The organism is Massilia sp. S19_KUP03_FR1 (genome assembly GCF_036688685.1).
Classification (GTDB): domain Bacteria; phylum Pseudomonadota; class Gammaproteobacteria; order Burkholderiales; family Burkholderiaceae_D; genus JALYUM01.
Genome location: NZ_JAQQPS010000022.1, coordinates 36,415 through 54,867, shown reverse-complemented (window position 1 = coordinate 54,867; position 18,453 = coordinate 36,415). Strand labels below are relative to the sequence as shown.

Here is an 18,453-nt window from a genome sequence, read left to right as displayed (position 1 = left end):
GCGAAAAATTGCAGAATTAATCGACTCTGACCCTAATTGTTGGGTAAGAGCCGAGGGGCACTTAGTGTTTGTGCTCGCCGATCAGCGCCAGGGAATCGTGTTCGCGCTGGTTGGCGGCGTGCAGGCGCATGATCAGGAACATGATCGCGGCGACCGACAGGCCAAACAGCATGATGATGATGTTCAGGTCGATGTTCAGCGTCAGCATCACTGCGTAGATGGCCAGCATGGTCAGGATGGACAGGTTTTCGTTGAAATTCTGTACCGCAATCGAGTGGCCGGCGCTCATCAGGACATGCCCGCGATGCTGCAGCAGTGCATTCATTGGCACCACGAAGAAACCTGACAGCAAACCGATCAGTGCCAGCAGCGGGTAGGCGACGACCACCGAGTGAACCATCGTCATGCTCATCACGACCAGACCCATGACGATGCCCAGCGGGATCACGGTCAGCGAACGCTGCAACGGAATCATCTTGGCCGACGCTACCGCGCCCATGGCGACGCCAAGCGCGACCACGCCGATCAGTGACGTGGCTTTATCGAGCGGCATGCCGAGCGAGCGTTCCGCCCACTTCAGGACGATGAATTGCAAGGTGGCGCCGGCGCCCCAGAACAGGGTGGTGACTGCCAGCGAGATCTGGCCCAGCTTGTCTTTCCACAGAATCGTCGAGCAGTTCGCGAAATCGCGGATCAGACGTGCGGCGCCGCGCTTTTGCTTGGCGTAGCGCGCGCCGGTGTCGGGAATGCGCAGGTTGAACAGCGTGGCCAGACCATACAGAAAAGCGACCAGGCTCAGCGATGCTTCGATCGGCGTGTCGATGCCAGTATCGATCATCGGTATATCGATGCCCAGCAAAAAGGTGGACCCCTTCACGCTGACCAGCAGGCCGCCCAGCACGGTACCCAGAATGATCGACATGACCGTCAAGCCTTCGATCCAGCCATTCGCCGCGACCAGTTTTTCGGGCGGCAGCAATTCAGTGAGAATGCCGTACTTGGCGGGCGAGTACACCGCAGCGCCGAAGCCGACCACCGAGTACGCCAACAGCGGATGTATGTGCAGGAACAGCAGGCCGCAACCGAAGATCTTGACGAGGTTGGCGATGAACATCACGCGACCCTTGGGCAAGGCGTCGGCGAACGCGCCGACAAAGGCGGCGAGGATCACATAGAACAGCACGAACGAGAGCTTCAGCAGGGGCTTGAGCGATTCCGGGGCATTCCGTGAAACGAGCAGATCGATAGCGACAAACAGCAGCGCATTGTCCGCAAGCGACGAAAAAAACTGCGCCGCCATGATGGTGTAAAAACCACGGTTCATTCGAGAGTTCGGGTAACTAGTCTGGGTTGCTTTATACCATGAACGGGTAGCAATCCCAAGAAATCAGCGGTGTGCTCGGCAACCGTGTCCGTTAAAATACGCGCTTGTCGATTCTTCTGCCTGCCACTATCCATGCCGCGTCCGCTTACTGCCACGATTCACGTCGATTCCATGCAACACAATTTGCAGCGCGCGCGCATCTGCGCGCCGGCTTCCAAAATCTGGGCCGTCGTCAAGGCAAATGCCTATGGACACGGGCTCGAACTGGGCATGCAAGGCTTCGCGCTGGCCGATGGCCTGGCGCTGATCGAAACCGACAACGCAGTGCGCCTGCGCGCCCTCGGCTGGATCAAGCCGATCTTGTTGTTGGAAGGAATTTTCGATCCGACCGATGTTGCCCTGCTGGCCGAACACAATATCGACAGTGCGGTGCACTGCATCGAACAGATCAAGATGCTGGAATATACCCAGTTGTACCGCCCGATCGATGTGCATTTGAAAATGAACACGGGTATGAACCGGCTCGGTTTCTTGCCGGACGAGTACGCCGCTGCCTACGCGCGCCTGCGCGCCATTCCCGGCATCCGCCACATCACCCTGATGACGCATTTTGCCAATGCCGATGAACTGGAGCATCCGCGCCTGAAGATTGTCGAACAGGTGCGCCGCTTTCGCCTCGGTGCGGCAGGTTTGCTGGGCGAGCGCAGCTTGTCGAATTCGGGCGGTGTGCTGCAGCAATCCGTGCTCGGCGACGAGCTTGCCAGCGATTGGGTGCGCCCCGGTATCATGCTCTACGGCGGTACGCCGGGCGGCAAGACGGCCCACGAATTCGGCTTGCGTCCGACCATGACGCTGGCGTCCGAAATCATCGGCATCCAGCAACTTCAGTCGGGCGACAGCGTCGGTTACGGCAGCAGCTTCCAGGCCACGGCGCCAATGCCGGTCGGCGTGGTGGCATGCGGCTATGCCGACGGTTACCCGCGCCACGCGCCGCACGGCACGCCGGTCATTGTCGACGGCGTGCGCACCACGCTGGTCGGGCGGGTATCGATGGACATGATGACGGTGGATTTGAGCCCGATCCCGAATGCGCGGGTCGGCAGCAAGGTCACGCTGTGGGGCGATGGCTTGCCGATCGACGAGGTGGCCAACGCTGCCGGCACCATCGGTTACGAGTTGATGTGCGCTGTCGCGCCGCGCGTGCGCGTGCAGGAAGGACGGTTGGGCACCAATGGCTAAGCCAAAAACCAGTTTTACCTGCAGTGAGTGCGGTGCCATGTCCAGCCGCTGGATGGGGCAGTGCGCCGCTTGTCATGCCTGGAACACGCTGGTCGAAACCGTCCAGGAAACCGCAGGCGTGAACCGCCTGTCACAGCAGGGCCCGCACCGCAGCCTGGCCCAGACAGCGCCGGTGCTGTCGCTGTCGGACATCGAGGCGGTCGACGTGCCGCGCTTCGGCACCGGCATCGAGGAATTCGACCGTGTGCTGGGCGGCGGCCTGGTCGCCGGCGGCGTGGTGCTGATCGGCGGCGATCCTGGCATCGGCAAGTCGACCCTGCTGCTGCAGGCGCTGGCGAATATCTCCGCCCATAAAAGTACTTTATATGTCAGTGGCGAAGAATCCGGCGCCCAGATCGCCTTGCGCGCGCGCAGGCTGGGTGTCGACGGGCGCGAACTGAAGCTGCAGGCCGAAATCCAACTCGAGAAGATACTCGGCACACTGGCCGACCTGAAGCCGGAAGTGGCCGTCATCGACTCCATTCAAACGGTGTACTCCGACGCGCTCACCTCCGCGCCCGGTTCGGTGGCGCAGGTGCGCGAATGTGCGGCCCAGCTGACGCGTGTTGCCAAGCAGACCGGGGTGACCATCATCCTGGTCGGTCACGTCACGAAAGAGGGCGCGCTGGCCGGTCCGCGCGTACTCGAGCACATTGTCGACACGGTGCTGTATTTCGAAGGCGACCCGCAATCGAGCTTCCGCCTGGTGCGGGCCATCAAGAACCGCTTTGGCGCCGTGAATGAACTGGGCGTGTTCGCGATGACCGAAAAAGGCTTGAAGGGCGTCTCCAATCCATCTGCATTGTTTCTGTCACAGCACGACACCCAGGTGCCGGGCGCCTGTGTCATGGTCACGCAAGAAGGAACCCGGCCGTTGCTGGTCGAAATCCAGGCCCTGGTCGATACCAGTCACTTGCCGAATGCCCGTCGGCTGTCGGTGGGGCTGGAGCAAAACCGCCTGGCCATGCTGCTGGCGGTGCTGCATCGCCACGCCGGCATCGCCGCGTTTGACCAGGACGTGTTCATCAACGCGGTGGGTGGCGTGAAGATTACGGAGCCGGCCGCCGACCTGGCGGTCTTGCTGGCAATTAATTCATCGATGCGCAACAAGCCGCTGCCGCGCGGCCTGGTCGTGTTTGGCGAGATCGGCCTGGCCGGCGAAATTCGTCCGGCGCCGCGCGGGCAGGAACGCTTGCGCGAAGCGGCCAAGTTGGGCTTTTCGATTGCCATGATCCCCAAAGCAAATGTACCGAAGCAAAAGATCGAAGGCATGACCATCGTTGCCGTCGAGCGCATCGACGAGGCCTTCAACAAATTGCGTGAACTCGACTAGCGAGTCCTGAACATATTTACGAAGTGAAAACTTGCTGAACATTTATAATGTGGCTCAGCTCATCAATGCACCGGGAATGTCGTGGAAGATAAGAGGAAGGCCGAACGCAAGATGGTCAAGGTGAAAACTTTGGTCAAACTTACAGGCGGCGAGGCAATCATGGGTCGCAGTTTCGACCTGGCCGACAATGGTGTGGGAATCCTGCTGGACGTGCCGCTCAAGACGGGCATCGAGGCACGCGTCAGCATCGGCCTGCTCGTCAACGGCGTGGTTGACCCGATTCACACGCACGCACGCGTCCAGTACTGTATTTTCAGCAGTGGCGAATACCGGATCGGTTTCCAGTTCACCCAAATCGACGCCGTCACGGCCACCACCCTCGCGCGTTTCCTGCGCTAGGTGTAATTCCTGTGCGACGACAGCGGCGATTGCCCTCCCCGGGCCTCGCCGCTTTTTGTTGTCCAGGACTGATAGCCACATCTAATTGGCAAGCTTGCCAAGGTGGTTACGATTCTTTGCTGGTGGATACGTGGCGCCGAAACTTGCCTGCCCCGGTCACACTCGACTTACAATGTTTATGACATGCATTTTTGGTTGTCATAAACCTGTCATATTGGTCCGCTAGACTGCATCGCACTCACCCCACCACTGTTAAGGAACTGTTATGCGCATGAAGCACCTGTTTGCCTCCCTCGTTGTCGGCGCCTCGGCTGCCATGACGATGTCGATCGTCTCCGCTGCTGACATGACCGGCGCTGGCGCGACCTTCCCGTACCCGATCTACGCCAAATGGGCCGAGATGTACAAGAAGGCCAGTGGCAATGGCCTGAACTACCAATCGGTCGGTTCCGGTGCAGGTATCAAGCAAATCAAGGCCAAGACCGTCGATTTCGGCGCATCCGACATGCCATTGTCGGCAGCCGAGCTGACCGAAGCCGGCTTGTTCCAGTTCCCGGCCATCATGGGTGGTGTTGTCACCATCGTCAACTTGCCAGGCATTGCCCCAGGCGCGATGAAACTGACCGGTCCTGTGGTCGCCGACATCTACCTGGGCAAAATCACCAAGTGGAATGCCCCTGAAATCGCTGCGCTGAACCCGGGCATGGCCCTGCCAGCTGACGAAATCACCGTGGTGCACCGTGCCGACAGCTCGGGCACGTCGTTCCTGTTCACCGACTTCCTGTCGAAAACCAACGCCGACTTCAAAGCGAAAATCGGTTCGGGCACGGCAGTCAAGTGGGCCACCGGCGTCGGCGGCAAGGGTAACGAAGGCGTCGCCGCCAACGTGCAGCGTATCAAGGGTTCGATTGGCTACGTCGAGTGGGCGTTTGCCAAGAAAAACAAAATGTCGCACACCCAGCTGAAAAACAAGGATGGCGTGTTCCTGCAGCCTGACGACGACGCTTTCAAGGCTGCCGCTGCCGGCGCCGAGTGGACCAAGACCCCAGGTTTCGCCATCGTGCTGACCGATGCAGCCGGCAAAGCCAGCTGGCCAATCACGGGTGTGTCGTACATCCTGATGCACAAAGACCAGACTGACGGCGTCAAAGGCAAGGAAGTCCTGAAGTTCTTCGACTGGGCTTACAAGAACGGCGACGCAGCTGCCGCTGAACTCGACTATGTGCCGATGCCTGATTCGGTCGCCAAACTGGTGGAAGCTTCGTGGAAGACCAACGCGAAAGACAGCACCGGCAAGGCCATCTGGTAACAAACGTTCGACTGCGGCGTTGTTGACGACGTTTTAAAAATTTGCAGCCGCCCAGGGATCTCTCTCCGGGCGGCTGCAACTACTCCTACTAGAGCATATCCATGAGCGCACATCCTTCCGTCGCGATACCTGACGCTGCCGTTCCCGGCGGGCTCGAAGCCCAGGCCCTGGCCGAAGCCGAGGCGCAATACACCGCCCTGCGCAATACCATGCGCACCCAGCGCATCCAGGATTTCATTTTCCATAAAGTCACACTAGTGTTCGCCGCATCGGTGCTGCTGGTGCTGATGGGCATTATCGTCTCCCTGATGATCGGCGCCGCGCCTGCCTTCCAGGCCTTCGGCCCGTCCTTCATCACGACCGTCGAGTGGGACCCGGTCAATGAAAATTTCGGTGCCGCGATCGCTATCGTCGGCACCCTGGCCACCTCCATCATTGCGCTGCTGCTGGCGTTCCCGATCAGCTTTGGCATCGCCCTGTTCCTGACCGAGATCTGCCCGGTCTGGCTGCGCCGCCCGATGGGTATGGCGGTCGAGCTGCTGGCCGGCGTTCCGTCGATCATTTACGGCATGTGGGGCTTCTTCGTGTTTGCACCGATCTTTGCCGACCACGTCCAGCCGTTCCTGAAAAGCACGCTGGGCACGCTGCCGATCATCGGTCAGCTGTTTTCCGGCCCGATGATGGGCATTGGCATCCTGACCGCCGGTCTGATCCTGGCCGTGATGATCATCCCTTTCATTTCTTCGGTGATGCGCGACGTGTTCGAAGTCGTGCCCCAGGTGCTGAAAGAATCGGCCTACGGCCTTGGCTGCACCAAGTGGGAAGTGGTGCGCAAGATCGTGCTGCCATACACCCGCACCGGCGTGGTCGGCGGCGTGATGCTGGGCCTCGGCCGCGCGCTCGGCGAAACCATGGCGGTGACCTTCGTGATCGGCAATGCGAATAAATTGTCCTGGTCACTGTTTGCCGCCGGTAACTCGATTTCCTCGACGCTGGCCAACGAGTTTGCCGAAGCCTCGACGCCACTGCACGTGTCGTCGCTGTTCGCGCTGGCGCTGATCCTGTTTGCCATCACCTTCGTGGTGCTCTCGGCAGCCAAACTGATGTTGGCGGGCATGTCCCGCAAGGAAGGCACGAAATGAACGACGCCGTCGTGAAAGCGGCCAATCCGGCCATGAATCCGGTCTACCGCAAGCGCCTGATGATGCACCGTTTCGGCATCGTGCTGTCGGTGCTGGCCATGACCTTCGGCCTGGCCGTGCTGTTGTGGATCCTGGGCACCTTGCTGGTCAAGGGCGTGGGCGGCTTGTCCGTGGCCATGTTTGCCCATGACACGCTGGCGCCTGGCAGCGAAGGCGGTGGTCTGCGCAACGCCATCGTCGGCAGCCTGATGATGGTGGGCTTGTCCACCTTGATCAGCACGCCAATCGGCATCCTGGCCGGCATCTACCTGGCGGAATACGGCGAACTGAACAAATTCGCCCAGGTGACCCGCTTTGTGACCGATATCATGCTGTCGGCCCCGTCGATCGTCATCGGCCTGTTCGTGTATGCGCTGTATGTCGCCAAGGTCGGCCATTTCTCGGGCTATGCCGGAACCATTGCGCTGTCGCTCATTGCCGTGCCGGTGGTGGTGCGCACGACCGACAATATGCTGCGCCTGGTGCCGAACAGCCTGCTGGAAGCCGCATTTGCCCTCGGTGCGCCGCGCTGGAAGGTGTCGACCATGGTGCGCCTGCGCGCCGTCAAGGCGGGTGTGGTCACCGGCGTGCTGCTGGCCCTGGCCCGCATCGCCGGCGAAACCGCGCCGCTGCTCTTCACCGCCCTGAACAACCAGTTCTTCAGCGCCGACATGAATGCGCCGCTGGCCAACTTGCCGGTGGTGATTTACCAGTTTGCCATGAGCCCGTACGACGACTGGCGCGCGCTGGCCTGGGGCGGTGCACTGTTGGTAACCTTCAGCGTATTGCTTTTGAACATACTCTCGCGTACCGTCTTCAGCCAGAAGACGCCGACTTAATTGAACGATACGACCATGACCCCTCCAATGCCAACGCCGATCCCGACCGTGACCCCGCGGCCTGCCAAGACGATTGAAATTTCTGGCCTGAATTTCTTCTACGGCAAGACGCAAAGCCTGACCAACGTCAACCTCGACATCCACGACAAGCAGGTGACGGCCTTTATCGGCCCCTCCGGCTGTGGCAAGTCGACCTTGCTGCGCACGCTCAACCGCATGTATGACCTGTATCCAGGTCAGCGCGCGGAAGGCTCGATCCGCTACCGCGGCCACAACATCCTCGAAGCAGGCCAGGATGTGAACATGCTGCGCGCCAAGGTCGGCATGGTGTTCCAGAAGCCGACGCCGTTTCCGATGTCGATCTACGACAACATCGCGTTTGGCGTGCGTCTGTACGAAAACCTGTCGAAAGGCGCAATGGACGAGCGCGTCGAATGGGCACTCAAAAAAGCCGCCCTGTGGAATGAAGTGAAGGACAAGCTGAGCAAGAGCGGTTTGTCGCTGTCGGGCGGCCAGCAGCAGCGCCTGTGCATCGCACGCGGCGTGGCGGTGAAGCCCGACGTGCTGCTGCTCGATGAGCCGACCTCGGCGCTCGATCCGATCTCGACCGCCAAGGTGGAAGAGCTGATCAGCGAGCTGAAGCAGGACTATACGATTGCCATCGTGACCCACAATATGCAGCAAGCGGCGCGCTGCTCCGACTTCACCGCCTATATGTACCTGGGCGAAGTGGTCGAGTTCGGCGAAACGGACCAATTGTTCATGAATCCTGCGCGCAAAGAAACCCAGGATTACATCACCGGCCGTTTCGGCTGATTCCACATTACAAGACGGAGAGCAGCATGATAGGTGAGCATTCATCCAAGCAGTACGACCATGAACTGGAAGCGATCCGCTCCAAGGTATTGCTCATGGGCGGCATGGTAGAAACCCAATTCGAAGGCGCGATGGAGTGCTTTCGCGTCGGTAACGACGAAACCGCCGACCGCGTCATGGCCGACGACCATGCGGTCAACCAGCTCGAAGTATCGCTCGACGATGCTTGCAGCCACCTGATCGTGCGGCGCCAGCCGGCCGCCAACGATTTGCGCACGGTGTTTGCCACCATCAAGGTGATTACCGACCTCGAGCGCATCGGCGACGAATCGAGCAAGATCGCGCGCACTTCGAAAAGCCTGCACAGCCGTGGCGCCGTGAATGGCCTGAACCACTATGACATGATGCGCACCATTGCCGTGGCCACCACCGAAATGCTGCACGATGCGCTCGACGCGTTTGCGCGCCTCGACGGCAAGCAGGCGATGGCCATCATCGCCCAGGATGCCTTGATCGACCATGAATTCAAGTCGATCCTGCGCAACCTGATCACCTTCATGATGGAAGACCCGCGCACGATTTCCTCGGCGCTGGACACCTTGTGGGTGGCGAAAGCCATCGAACGCATCGGCGACCATGCAAAAAATATCGCCGAGTACGTGATTTATGTTGTCGAAGGCAAGGATATTCGCCACACCAAGCCGGCTGAGCCCGAGAAATCGGCACCGTAACGATGGCATCTATGGAAACCACCGTGCTGGTGGTGGAGGACGAGCCGGCGATTGTCGAGCTCGTAAGCTACTCCCTGCGCGAAGCCGGCTGGACGATCCAGTCGGTGTCGAGTGCCGGTGCGGCCTGGACCGCACTGTGCAACAAACGACCACAACTGATGCTGCTGGACTGGATGCTGCCCGACCAGAGCGGGCTGCGCCTGCTCTCGCGCGTGCGTGCGGACCGCAACTTCGCCGATATCCCGGTGATCATGCTCACTGCCAAGAGCATGGAAGAAGACAAGCTGGCCGGCTTGAATACGGGCGCTGACGATTACGTCACGAAACCGTTTTCGCCGCGCGAATTGCTGGCACGCTCGCGCGCACTGCTGCGTCGCAAGAATCCGCACGACACTGAAGAGCCCATGCGCGCCGGAAACCTGGTGCTGGACCCATCGAGTGTCTCGGTCGAAATCGATGGCAAAAAAATCGATATCGGCAATGCGGAATTCAAGCTACTCAAATTCCTGCTGGCCCATCGCGAGCGGGTGTTTTCGCGCAGCCAGTTGCTCGATAAAGTGTGGGGCGACGCCAGCGTGATTGAAGAGCGTACCGTCGATGTGCACGTGCTGCGTCTGCGCAAGGCCCTAAAAGAGCAGGAGGGGTTGATCCGCACCATACGCAGTGTTGGCTACATGCTGTCTGAAAAATCATGAACCCGAAATTGGTATTCTGGGTGCCGGCGGTGCTGCGCGCCGCCGGCACCGCCTTGCTGGGCCTGTTGTCGTGGTGGATCGCCGGACCGGTGCCGGCGCTGACGCTGGTGCTGGTCATTGTTGTCGCGGCCCTGGTCGCGCAATTGGTCTACCTGAAACAGCTGGGCGACTGGCTCAACGATCCGGAGAGCATCAAGCTGCCGGACGGGTGGGGCGCCTGGACCGATATTTTTGCGCGCCTGTACCGACTGCGCCGCGGTGACGAGCGCAACCAGGCCGAATTGACCGAGTGGCTGGCACGCTTTCGCCAGGCCATGCACCTGTTGCCGGAAGGCGTCGCCATCATGGACGACGTGTTGTTCCTGGAATGGTGCAATCCCGCTGCAGAGAAACACCTCGGCTTGACGCTGGAACGCGATAAAGGCCGCCGGGTTACCAACCTGATCCGCCATCCCGAATTCATCGACTACATCATCCTGGGCAGGTATGAGCAACCCCTGACGCTGTCGATTCGCGGGCGCAAGCTGGTCTGCCAGATCATTCCCTTTGAAAACCGGCGCCAGATCCTGGTGACGCACGATGCGACCGAGACCGAGCGCATCGAAGAGATGCGGCGCGATTTCATCGCGAATGCCTCGCACGAGCTGCGCACGCCGCTGACGGTGGTGGTGGGGTTCCTGGAAATTGCCGTGAACGATCCTGGTCTCGATGCGGCCACCCGCAAGGCGCATTTGAGCCTGATGACCGAGCAGGCCGAGCGCATGCAGCGCCTGATCGAAGACATGCTGACCTTGTCGCGGCTGGAGTCGACGGATGCGCCACTGAAACGTGAAGTGGTCGATGTGAAGGCGGTGGTCGAATCGGTTGCCGCCGAAGCGCGCGCCTTGTCCGGCGGGCGCCATGATATTACAGTGGCGATCGACGGTCCCGACGTGATGGGCAGTGCGGAAGAGTTGCGCAGTGCGTTCGGCAACCTGGCGTCGAACGCGGTGCGCTACACGCCTGCCGGCGGCACGATCGCCTTGCGCTGGCAGCGCGGCGAAGACGAGTTGCAGTTTTCCGTGGCCGATAGCGGCATCGGCATCGACCGCCAGCACATTGCCCGGCTGACCGAACGCTTCTATCGCGTCGACAAGAGCCGCTCGCGCGAAACGCAGGGCACCGGCCTGGGGCTGGCCATAGTGAAGCACGTCCTGCTGCGCCACGGCGGCAAGCTCTCGATCGCCTCCGAAGCCGGCCAGGGCAGCACGTTTACGGCATCGCTCCCAGCGAATTAAAAGCGGTTTCCCCGTTTTGATGGGCCGACATCGGACGCGGTACAATCGCTGTTCACTTCGTTCTGTATGGGCTCTATGATTTCTCGCCGCTTGACCCTGGCCGCGCTGGCGTCCTTTGCACTGACTGGCTGCGGTTCCGCGCCGGTCGCAGCGCCCCCGGCGCCGGTCGCCGCCGCCGTCCTCGCGCCACCACTTCCACCCCGTAAAATCAAGATTGGACTGGCCCTCGGCGGCGGTGCGGCGCGCGGGTTTGCGCACATCGGCGTCATCAAGGCGCTCGAGGCGCAGGGCATCGTGCCGGACATCGTCGTCGGCACCAGCGCCGGCAGCGTCGTCGGTGCCCTGTATGCGGCCGGGAATAGTGGCTTCGAATTGCAGCGCACCGCCATGGATATGGATGAAGCGGCCATCTCCGACTGGGCCATGCCGTTTTTCAGCAAGGTGTCCGGCGTGCTCAAGGGCGACGCGCTGCAGAATTACGTCAACAAGGCGGTCAAGAATGTGCCGATCGAACGCCTGAAAATACCGTTCGGTGCGGTGGCGACTGATCTGAATACGGGCAAGCCTATCCTGTTCCAACGCGGAAACACCGGACAGGCGGTACGCGCGTCGTCGTCGGTACCGAGCGTGTTTCAGCCGGTGAAAATCGGCACCCATTCCTACGTCGACGGCGGCCTGGTGGCGCCGGTGCCGGTCAAGTTTGCCAAGGACATGGGCGCCGAGTTCATCATCGCCGTAAATATTTCGACACAAACCGAAGCCCAGGCCGCGGCCAGTTCGCTGGAAGTGCTGATGCAAACCTTCAGCATCATGGGCCAGCGCCTGAATTTCTTTGAACTGAAGGAAGCCGACATCGTTATTGCGCCCGCGCTCGGCGCCATGGGCAGCAGCGATTTTGCCGGCCGCAACCGCGCCATCCTGGCCGGTGAGCAGGCGGCTGCGGCGATGATGCCGCAAATTAAAGCCAAGTTACGCGCCAGGCAACAACAATTATCACCACAATAGAAAGCGAACCATGCAAACCAAACCGTATCTGACCCTTGCCGACGTGAAGAAAATCGCCGCCGCAGCCGAAGCCGAAGCTGTCGCCAATCACTGGAATGTCGTCATTGCGATTGTCGACGACGGTGGCCATCTGCATTGGCTGCAGCGCCTCGACGGCGTCGCGCCGATCTCATCCCAAATGGCGCCGGCCAAAGCCCGCACGGCGGCGCTAGGCCGGCGCGAATCGAAGATTTATGAGGACATCATCAACAATGGCCGCATGTCCTTCCTCAGCGCACCGGAACTCGAAGGCATGCTGGAGGGCGGTGTGCCGATCATCGTCGATGGCCACGTGGTCGGTGCAGTCGGCGTGTCGGGCGTGAAATCGGCAGAAGATGCGCAGATCGCCAAGGCCGGGGTTGCCGCCCTGGCAGCCTGATGTCGGCAAGCTGAGGCGAAAATCGCCGCCCATCCCCGGGCGGTGATTGCCGAATTGGGTAAAAAGCGCTATACTCCAGAGGTTTAGCCATTCACTTACCTGCCGTAGCGACTACCCACCATCCCTCATTCAACGCGACCTCCAGACCTGGCCTTTTTAGCCGTCGGGCAACCTTGGATGTCGGTCTGACGTGGCGCAGCTACGGTAACTTTATTCGGGAGTTACCTTGCCGCCATTTTTTTCTGGCCCAGCCGTTCCAGCCATCCTGGCTCTTGCAGACGGCACCTTGTTCAAAGGTTTTTCCATTGGCGCGGCCGGCCATACCACCGGGGAAGTGGTGTTCAACACCGCCATGACCGGTTACCAGGAAATTCTTACCGATCCGAGCTATTCGCGCCAGATCGTCACGCTGACCTATCCGCACATCGGCAACACCGGCGTGAATCCGGAAGACGTCGAAGCGTCGAAAGTCCACGCTGCCGGCCTGATCATCCGTGACCTGCCGCTGCTGGCGTCGAACTTCCGTTCCAGCCAGTCGCTGGGCGACTACCTCAAAGCCGAGAGCATCGTCGCCATCGCCGGCATCGATACGCGCAAGTTGACCCGTATCCTGCGCGAGAAGGGTGCCCAGAGCGGCGCCATCGTCGTCGGGCAGCAGGGCAACGAGCCATCCGCCGCGCAAGCGCTGGAGCTGGCCCGTTCGTTCCCTGGCCTGGCCGGCCTCGACCTGGCCAAGGTTGTCTCGACCAAGACGCCGTATGAATTCACCGAGACCGAGTGGAAACTGGGCGAAGGCTATGGCAAGCTCACCGACCCGAAATTTCACGTGGTCGCCTTCGACTACGGCGTCAAGCGCAACATCCTGCGCATGCTGACCGAACGCGGTTGCAAGGTCACCGTGCTGCCGGCCCAGTCGACTGCCGCCGATGCGCTGGCACTGAACCCGGACGGTATCTTCCTGGCCAATGGTCCGGGCGACCCGGAACCGTGTGATTACGCGATTGCCGCCAGCCGCGAGCTGATCGAAAAAGGCATTCCGACCTTCGGCATTTGCCTCGGTCACCAGATCATGGCGCTGGCTTCCGGCGCCAAAACCTTAAAAATGAAATTCGGCCACCACGGCGCGAATCACCCGGTCCAGGATCTGGATTCGAAGAAGGTGATGATCACGTCGCAGAACCACGGTTTTGCAGTCGATGCGGCCACTTTGCCGGCCAACTGCCGCGTTACGCACGTGTCGCTGTTCGACGGCTCGCTGCAGGGTTTTGCCCGCACCGACAAGCCGGCATTCTGCTTCCAGGGTCACCCGGAAGCCTCGCCAGGCCCTGCCGATGTCGCCTACCTGTTTGACCGTTTTATCGGCCTGATGCAAGCCGCGGAGAAGAACTGATATGCCAAAACGTAGTGATATTAAAAGCATCCTGATCATTGGCGCTGGCCCGATCATCATCGGCCAGGCCTGCGAATTCGATTATTCCGGCGCCCAGGCGTGCAAGGCGCTGCGCGAAGAGGGCTACAAAGTCATCCTCGTGAACAGCAATCCGGCCACCATCATGACCGACCCGGACATGGCGGACGTCACCTACATCGAGCCGATTACCTGGAAGGTGGTCGAGAAGATCATCGCCAAGGAACGGCCGGATGCGATCCTGCCGACCATGGGCGGCCAGACTGCGCTCAATTGCGCGCTGGACCTGTTCCACAATGGCGTGCTGGACAAATACAACGTCGAACTGATCGGCGCTTCGCCGGAAGCCATCGACAAGGCCGAAGACCGCTCCAAATTCAAACAGGCGATGACCAAAATCGGCCTCGGTTCGGCGCGCTCCGGCGTGGCGCACACGATGGAAGAGGCGTGGGTCGTCCAGCGCGAGATGGGCTTCCCGACCATCATCCGGCCGTCGTTCACGATGGGCGGCAGCGGTGGCGGCATCGCTTACAACGAAGAAGAATTCGAGACCATCTGCAAGCGCGGCCTGGAAGCCTCGCCGACCTCCGAACTGCTGATCGAAGAGTCGTTGATCGGCTGGAAAGAGTACGAGATGGAAGTCGTGCGCGACACGGCGGATAATTGCATCATCATCTGCTCGATCGAAAACCTCGACCCGATGGGCGTGCACACCGGCGACTCGATCACCGTGGCGCCGGCGCAAACGCTGACCGACAAGGAATACCAGATCATGCGCAACGCGAGTCTCGCGGTGCTGCGTGAAATTGGCGTCGACACGGGCGGCTCGAACGTGCAGTTCGCCATCAACCCGGATGATGGCCGCATGATCGTCATCGAGATGAATCCGCGCGTGTCGCGTTCGTCGGCACTGGCCTCGAAAGCCACCGGTTTCCCGATCGCGAAAGTGGCTGCCAAACTGGCGGTCGGTTTTACCTTGGACGAACTGCGCAACGACATCACCGACGGCGCCACGCCGGCCTCGTTCGAGCCGTCGATCGATTACGTCGTCGTGAAAGTCCCGCGTTTTACGTTTGAAAAATTCCCGACCGCCGACCAGCATCTGACCACGCAAATGAAGTCGGTTGGTGAAGTGATGGCCATTGGCCGCACCTTCCAGGAAGCGTTCCAGAAAGCCCTGCGCGGCCTGGAAGTGGGCGTCGACGGTTTGAACGAAAAGACGCGCGACCGCGAAACCATCGAAGAAGAACTCGGCGAGCCGGGTCCGGACCGCATCTGGTATGTGGGCGACGCCTTCGCCCAGGGTTTTACGCTGGAAGAAGTGCATCAACTGACCCACATCGATCCATGGTTCCTGGTGCAGATCAAGGAAATCGTCGACATCGAACTGTGGCTGGATACGCAAAAGCTCGACGCGCTCGACAAGCCGCTGCTGTATAAGCTGAAGCAAAAAGGTTTTTCCGATCGCCGTCTCGCGTTCCTGCTACAGACCAAGCCTGCTGATGTGCGCGCGCGCCGCCACGAAATGGGCATTCGTCCGGTCTACAAGCGGGTTGACACCTGCGCCGCGGAATTTGCGACCAACACGGCGTACATGTACTCGACGTACGACGAAGAGTGCGAATCGAATCCGACCGACAAAAAGAAAATCATGGTGCTGGGCGGCGGTCCGAACCGTATCGGCCAGGGTATCGAATTCGATTACTGCTGCGTGCACGCGGCCCTCGCCATGCGCGAAGATGGTTACGAGACCATCATGGTCAACTGTAATCCGGAGACTGTGTCGACCGACTACGACACGTCCGATCGCCTGTACTTCGAATCGCTGACGCTCGAAGACGTGCTCGAAATCGTCGAACTGGAAAAGCCGGTTGGCGTGATCGTCCAGTACGGCGGCCAGACCCCGTTGAAACTGGCCCTGGATCTGGAGGCGAACGGCGTGCCGATCATCGGCACCTCGCCGGACATGATCGATGCTGCCGAAGACCGCGAGCGCTTCCAGAAGCTGTTGCAGAACCTCGGCTTGCGTCAACCGCCGAACCGCACCGCGCGTACCGAAGCCGAAGCGCTGACGCTGGCCCAGGAAATCGGTTATCCGCTGGTGGTGCGTCCATCGTACGTGCTGGGCGGCCGCGCCATGGAAATCGTCCACGAGCAGCGCGACCTCGAGCGCTACATGCGCGAAGCGGTCAAGGTCTCGCACGATTCACCAGTGCTGCTGGACCGCTTCCTGAACGACGCCATTGAAGTTGACGTCGACTGCATCTCCGACGGCGAAACGACGTTTATCGGCGGCGTGATGGAACACATCGAGCAAGCTGGCGTGCACTCGGGCGATTCGGCCTGTTCGCTGCCGCCGTACTCGCTGTCGAACGAGACCATCGCCGAGCTGAAACGCCAGACCTCGCTGATGGCCAAGGGCCTGAACGTGATCGGCCTGATGAACGTGCAGTTCGCGATCCAGCAGCGTGAAGTCGACGGCGCGCTGCAGGACACCGTGTTCGTCCTCGAAGTCAATCCACGTGCGTCGCGCACGGTGCCGTTCGTGTCGAAAGCGACCGGTTTGCAGCTGGCGAAAATCGCCGCGCGCTGCATGGTCGGCCAGACCCTGGAACAGCAGGGCATCACGAAAGAAGTCGTGCCGCCTTACTTCTGCGTCAAGGAAGCCGTGTTCCCGTTCGTAAAATTCCCGGGCGTCGATACCATCCTCGGACCCGAGATGAAATCGACCGGTGAAGTCATGGGCGTCGGCATGACGTTCGGCGAAGCGTTCGTGAAATCGCAGCTGGGCGCGGGCATCAAACTGCCGACGTCCGGTAAAGCGTTCCTGTCGGTGAAAGCCTCGGACAAGCCGCGCACCGTGCAGGTGGCGCGCGACCTGGTCGAGCTGGGCTTTACGCTGGTGGCCACCAAGGGCACGGCAGCGGTGATTGCCGCTGCCGGTATCCCGGTCACGCCGGTCAATAAAGTGCTGGAAGGCCGGCCGCACATCGTCGACATGATCAAGAACCACGAGATCGCGTTTGTGGTGAATACGGTCGAAGAAAAGCGCAGTGCCATCGTCGATTCGCGTACCATACGTACCTCGGCCTTGGCCGCGCGCAGCGTCACCTACACCACCATCGCCGGCGCGGAAGCGGCAATTGAAGGCATGCGTCATCTCGACGAGATGCAGGTCTACGATTTACAAGGTCTGCAGAAAACCTTAAACTAAGCGCCAGGCAGTACCCGTCAACCACAGAGCATCGCGCGGTGAACAAGCGCGCGGCTCTGTGGTTTTCGCTTTTGCGCTTCTTTTGGGGATCTCGAAGAACCGTCGCGAACGGCAGCAATGGTGGTTGAGAAGCGCAGCTGTACAGGTGTACAGCGAGCATCGCAGACCGCCAGTGCAACGCGCAGCAGGTTATTTGCCCATCCCTTTTGCAACCCACCGAATAAAGCAGAACTCCATGAATACATCTGTCCCACTGACCAAATTCGGCGCCGAGCTGCTGAAAAATGAACTGCACCAGCTGAAAACCAAGGAGCGCCGGATCGTCATCGATGCGATCTCCGAAGCGCGTTCCCACGGCGACCTGTCCGAAAACGCCGAATACGATGCCGCCAAGGAGCGCCAGGCCTTCGTCGAAGGCCGTATCGCCGAACTCGAAGGCAAGCTGGGCGCCGCCCAGATCATCGACCCGACCACGCTCGACGCCGAAGGGCGCGTGGTGTTTGCGTCGACGGTCGACCTGGAAGACCTGGAAAGCGGCCAGAAAGTCAGCTACCAGATCGTCGGCCTCGATGAAGCGGACCTGAAACTGTCGAAAGTGTCGGTGACGTCGCCGATCGCGCGCGCGCTGATCGGCAAGTACGCCGGCGACGTGGTTGAAGTGCAGGCGCCGTCCGGCCCGCGCGAATACGAAATCCTCGAAGTGCGCTACATCTGATGTGGCTGGGGTCAGCACTGCAGCGTGCACGCCTGCTGGTGGCGGTGTTCTGGGCTGGCAGCCTGTGGACCATCGGCTATCTGGTGGCGCCGACGCTGTTTGCGACCTTGCATGACAGTGCGCTGGCCGGCACCATCGTCGGCAGCCTGCTGGCACGCGAGGCATGGGTAGCGATCATCTGTGCAGCGCTGCTGTTGGTGCTGGTGAATACGGCTGCTGCAATCGATGCTGTGCAGAAGCGCCGCCTGAACATTGTCATCGGCGTCATGGTGAGCTGCGCGCTGGGGATCTACTTCGGCGTGCAGCCGGCCATGGCGGCGCTGAAGGAAGCAGCCGGCGGCATGAGCATGCGCCAGTCGCCGCAATGGACGCAGTTCGCCATCCTGCACGGCGTGTCGCAGTTGTTGTATGTGGTGGAGAGTGTGCTGGCGGCAGTGCTGGTAATCCGGATGCGCTGAGCGCATCGGAATGTTCGTCGCCCCCGGAAACGGGGAGCGACGATTTGTGGTGC

The 18,453-nt window shown here is 60.7% G+C and carries 17 protein-coding genes; 16 read left to right on the top strand and 1 reads right to left on the bottom strand.

From position 1 onward, the window contains the following. Nucleotides 1–61: 61 nt before the first annotated feature. Nucleotides 62–1,324 (bottom strand): lysophospholipid transporter LplT, encoded by a 1,263-nt coding sequence (gene lplT / locus V6M87_RS21760; protein WP_332878758.1) that lies wholly within the window; start codon nt 1,322–1,324, stop codon nt 62–64. Nucleotides 1,325–1,456: 132 nt separating this feature from the next. Between lplT and alr the strand changes: the two genes are divergently transcribed. The 16 genes from alr (at nt 1,457) to V6M87_RS21680 (ending at nt 18,400) form a co-directional block, all read left to right on the top strand. Then, the gene (gene alr, locus V6M87_RS21755) at nt 1,457–2,563 is read left to right on the top strand and encodes an alanine racemase (protein ID WP_332878757.1); all 1,107 of its coding nucleotides are present in this window, start codon (nt 1,457–1,459) and stop codon (nt 2,561–2,563) included. Then, nucleotides 2,556–3,935 carry a DNA repair protein RadA gene (gene radA, locus V6M87_RS21750; protein ID WP_332878756.1) on the top strand — a complete coding sequence of 460 codons (1,380 nt, stop codon included), beginning with the start codon at nt 2,556–2,558 and terminating at the stop codon, nt 3,933–3,935. The genes alr and radA overlap by 8 nt, the downstream gene beginning before the upstream one ends. An 81-nt stretch (nt 3,936–4,016) precedes the next feature. Next, complete coding sequence (locus tag V6M87_RS21745; protein WP_332878755.1) at nt 4,017–4,334, top strand: PilZ domain-containing protein; 318 nt, start codon at nt 4,017–4,019, stop codon at nt 4,332–4,334. 271 nt (nt 4,335–4,605) lie between these two features. Beyond that, entirely contained in the window at nt 4,606–5,643 is a 1,038-nt protein-coding gene (pstS, locus tag V6M87_RS21740; RefSeq protein WP_442920626.1) for a phosphate ABC transporter substrate-binding protein PstS, read from the top strand. Nucleotides 5,644–5,852: 209 nt separating this feature from the next. Beyond that, a complete protein-coding gene (gene pstC / locus V6M87_RS21735; protein ID WP_332878808.1) occupies nt 5,853–6,785 on the top strand; it encodes a phosphate ABC transporter permease subunit PstC in 933 nt (310 codons plus the stop codon). Further along, entirely contained in the window at nt 6,782–7,663 is an 882-nt protein-coding gene (gene pstA, locus V6M87_RS21730; protein WP_332878753.1) for a phosphate ABC transporter permease PstA, read from the top strand. The genes pstC and pstA overlap by 4 nt, the downstream gene beginning before the upstream one ends. A 15-nt stretch (nt 7,664–7,678) precedes the next feature. Next, the gene (pstB, locus tag V6M87_RS21725; protein WP_332878752.1) at nt 7,679–8,479 is read left to right on the top strand and encodes a phosphate ABC transporter ATP-binding protein PstB; all 801 of its coding nucleotides are present in this window, start codon (nt 7,679–7,681) and stop codon (nt 8,477–8,479) included. A 26-nt stretch (nt 8,480–8,505) separates the two neighbouring features. After that, the gene (phoU, locus tag V6M87_RS21720; RefSeq protein WP_332878751.1) at nt 8,506–9,210 is read left to right on the top strand and encodes a phosphate signaling complex protein PhoU; all 705 of its coding nucleotides are present in this window, start codon (nt 8,506–8,508) and stop codon (nt 9,208–9,210) included. 2 nt (nt 9,211–9,212) lie between these two features. After that, nucleotides 9,213–9,905 (top strand): response regulator, encoded by a 693-nt coding sequence (locus V6M87_RS21715; protein ID WP_332878750.1) that lies wholly within the window; start codon nt 9,213–9,215, stop codon nt 9,903–9,905. Then, nucleotides 9,902–11,182: a phosphate regulon sensor histidine kinase PhoR gene (gene phoR, locus V6M87_RS21710; RefSeq protein ID WP_332878749.1), complete on the top strand. Its 1,281-nt coding sequence runs from the start codon at nt 9,902–9,904 to the stop codon at nt 11,180–11,182. Before V6M87_RS21715 ends, phoR begins: the two co-directional genes overlap by 4 nt. A 75-nt stretch (nt 11,183–11,257) precedes the next feature. Continuing rightward, complete coding sequence (locus tag V6M87_RS21705; RefSeq protein WP_332878748.1) at nt 11,258–12,187, top strand: patatin-like phospholipase family protein; 930 nt, start codon at nt 11,258–11,260, stop codon at nt 12,185–12,187. Between the two features lie 10 nt (nt 12,188–12,197). Continuing rightward, entirely contained in the window at nt 12,198–12,605 is a 408-nt protein-coding gene (locus V6M87_RS21700; protein ID WP_332878747.1) for a heme-binding protein, read from the top strand. Between the two features lie 226 nt (nt 12,606–12,831). Then, nucleotides 12,832–13,995, top strand: coding sequence for a glutamine-hydrolyzing carbamoyl-phosphate synthase small subunit (gene carA, locus V6M87_RS21695; RefSeq protein ID WP_332878746.1), 1,164 nt, complete (start codon nt 12,832–12,834; stop codon nt 13,993–13,995). A 1-nt stretch (nt 13,996) separates the two neighbouring features. After that, on the top strand, nt 13,997–17,227 hold the full coding sequence (gene carB, locus V6M87_RS21690) for a carbamoyl-phosphate synthase large subunit (protein ID WP_332878745.1): 3,231 nt from the start codon (nt 13,997–13,999) through the stop codon (nt 17,225–17,227). A 235-nt stretch (nt 17,228–17,462) separates the two neighbouring features. After that, complete coding sequence (greA, locus tag V6M87_RS21685) at nt 17,463–17,942, top strand: transcription elongation factor GreA (RefSeq protein ID WP_332878744.1); 480 nt, start codon at nt 17,463–17,465, stop codon at nt 17,940–17,942. After that, on the top strand, nt 17,942–18,400 hold the full coding sequence (locus V6M87_RS21680; RefSeq protein ID WP_332878743.1) for a DUF4149 domain-containing protein: 459 nt from the start codon (nt 17,942–17,944) through the stop codon (nt 18,398–18,400). The genes greA and V6M87_RS21680 overlap by 1 nt, the downstream gene beginning before the upstream one ends. Nucleotides 18,401–18,453: the final 53 nt, after the last annotated feature.

Bases quoted from the DNA above. Each gene is read 5' to 3' on its own strand.
- lplT (WP_332878758.1), bottom strand. From the start codon at position 1,324: ATGAACCGTGGTTTTTACACCATCATGGCGGCGCAGTTTTTTTCGTCG.
- alr (WP_332878757.1), top strand. From the start codon at position 1,457: ATGCCGCGTCCGCTTACTGCCACGATTCACGTCGATTCCATGCAACAC.
- radA (WP_332878756.1), top strand. From the start codon at position 2,556: ATGGCTAAGCCAAAAACCAGTTTTACCTGCAGTGAGTGCGGTGCCATG.
- pstS (WP_442920626.1), top strand. From the start codon at position 4,606: ATGAAGCACCTGTTTGCCTCCCTCGTTGTCGGCGCCTCGGCTGCCATG.
- pstC (WP_332878808.1), top strand. From the start codon at position 5,853: ATGCGCACCCAGCGCATCCAGGATTTCATTTTCCATAAAGTCACACTA.
- pstA (WP_332878753.1), top strand. From the start codon at position 6,782: ATGAACGACGCCGTCGTGAAAGCGGCCAATCCGGCCATGAATCCGGTC.
- pstB (WP_332878752.1), top strand. From the start codon at position 7,679: ATGACCCCTCCAATGCCAACGCCGATCCCGACCGTGACCCCGCGGCCT.
- phoU (WP_332878751.1), top strand. From the start codon at position 8,506: ATGATAGGTGAGCATTCATCCAAGCAGTACGACCATGAACTGGAAGCG.
- V6M87_RS21715 (WP_332878750.1), top strand. From the start codon at position 9,213: ATGGCATCTATGGAAACCACCGTGCTGGTGGTGGAGGACGAGCCGGCG.
- phoR (WP_332878749.1), top strand. From the start codon at position 9,902: ATGAACCCGAAATTGGTATTCTGGGTGCCGGCGGTGCTGCGCGCCGCC.
- V6M87_RS21705 (WP_332878748.1), top strand. From the start codon at position 11,258: ATGATTTCTCGCCGCTTGACCCTGGCCGCGCTGGCGTCCTTTGCACTG.
- V6M87_RS21700 (WP_332878747.1), top strand. From the start codon at position 12,198: ATGCAAACCAAACCGTATCTGACCCTTGCCGACGTGAAGAAAATCGCC.
- carB (WP_332878745.1), top strand. From the start codon at position 13,997: ATGCCAAAACGTAGTGATATTAAAAGCATCCTGATCATTGGCGCTGGC.
- greA (WP_332878744.1), top strand. From the start codon at position 17,463: ATGAATACATCTGTCCCACTGACCAAATTCGGCGCCGAGCTGCTGAAA.
- V6M87_RS21680 (WP_332878743.1), top strand. From the start codon at position 17,942: ATGTGGCTGGGGTCAGCACTGCAGCGTGCACGCCTGCTGGTGGCGGTG.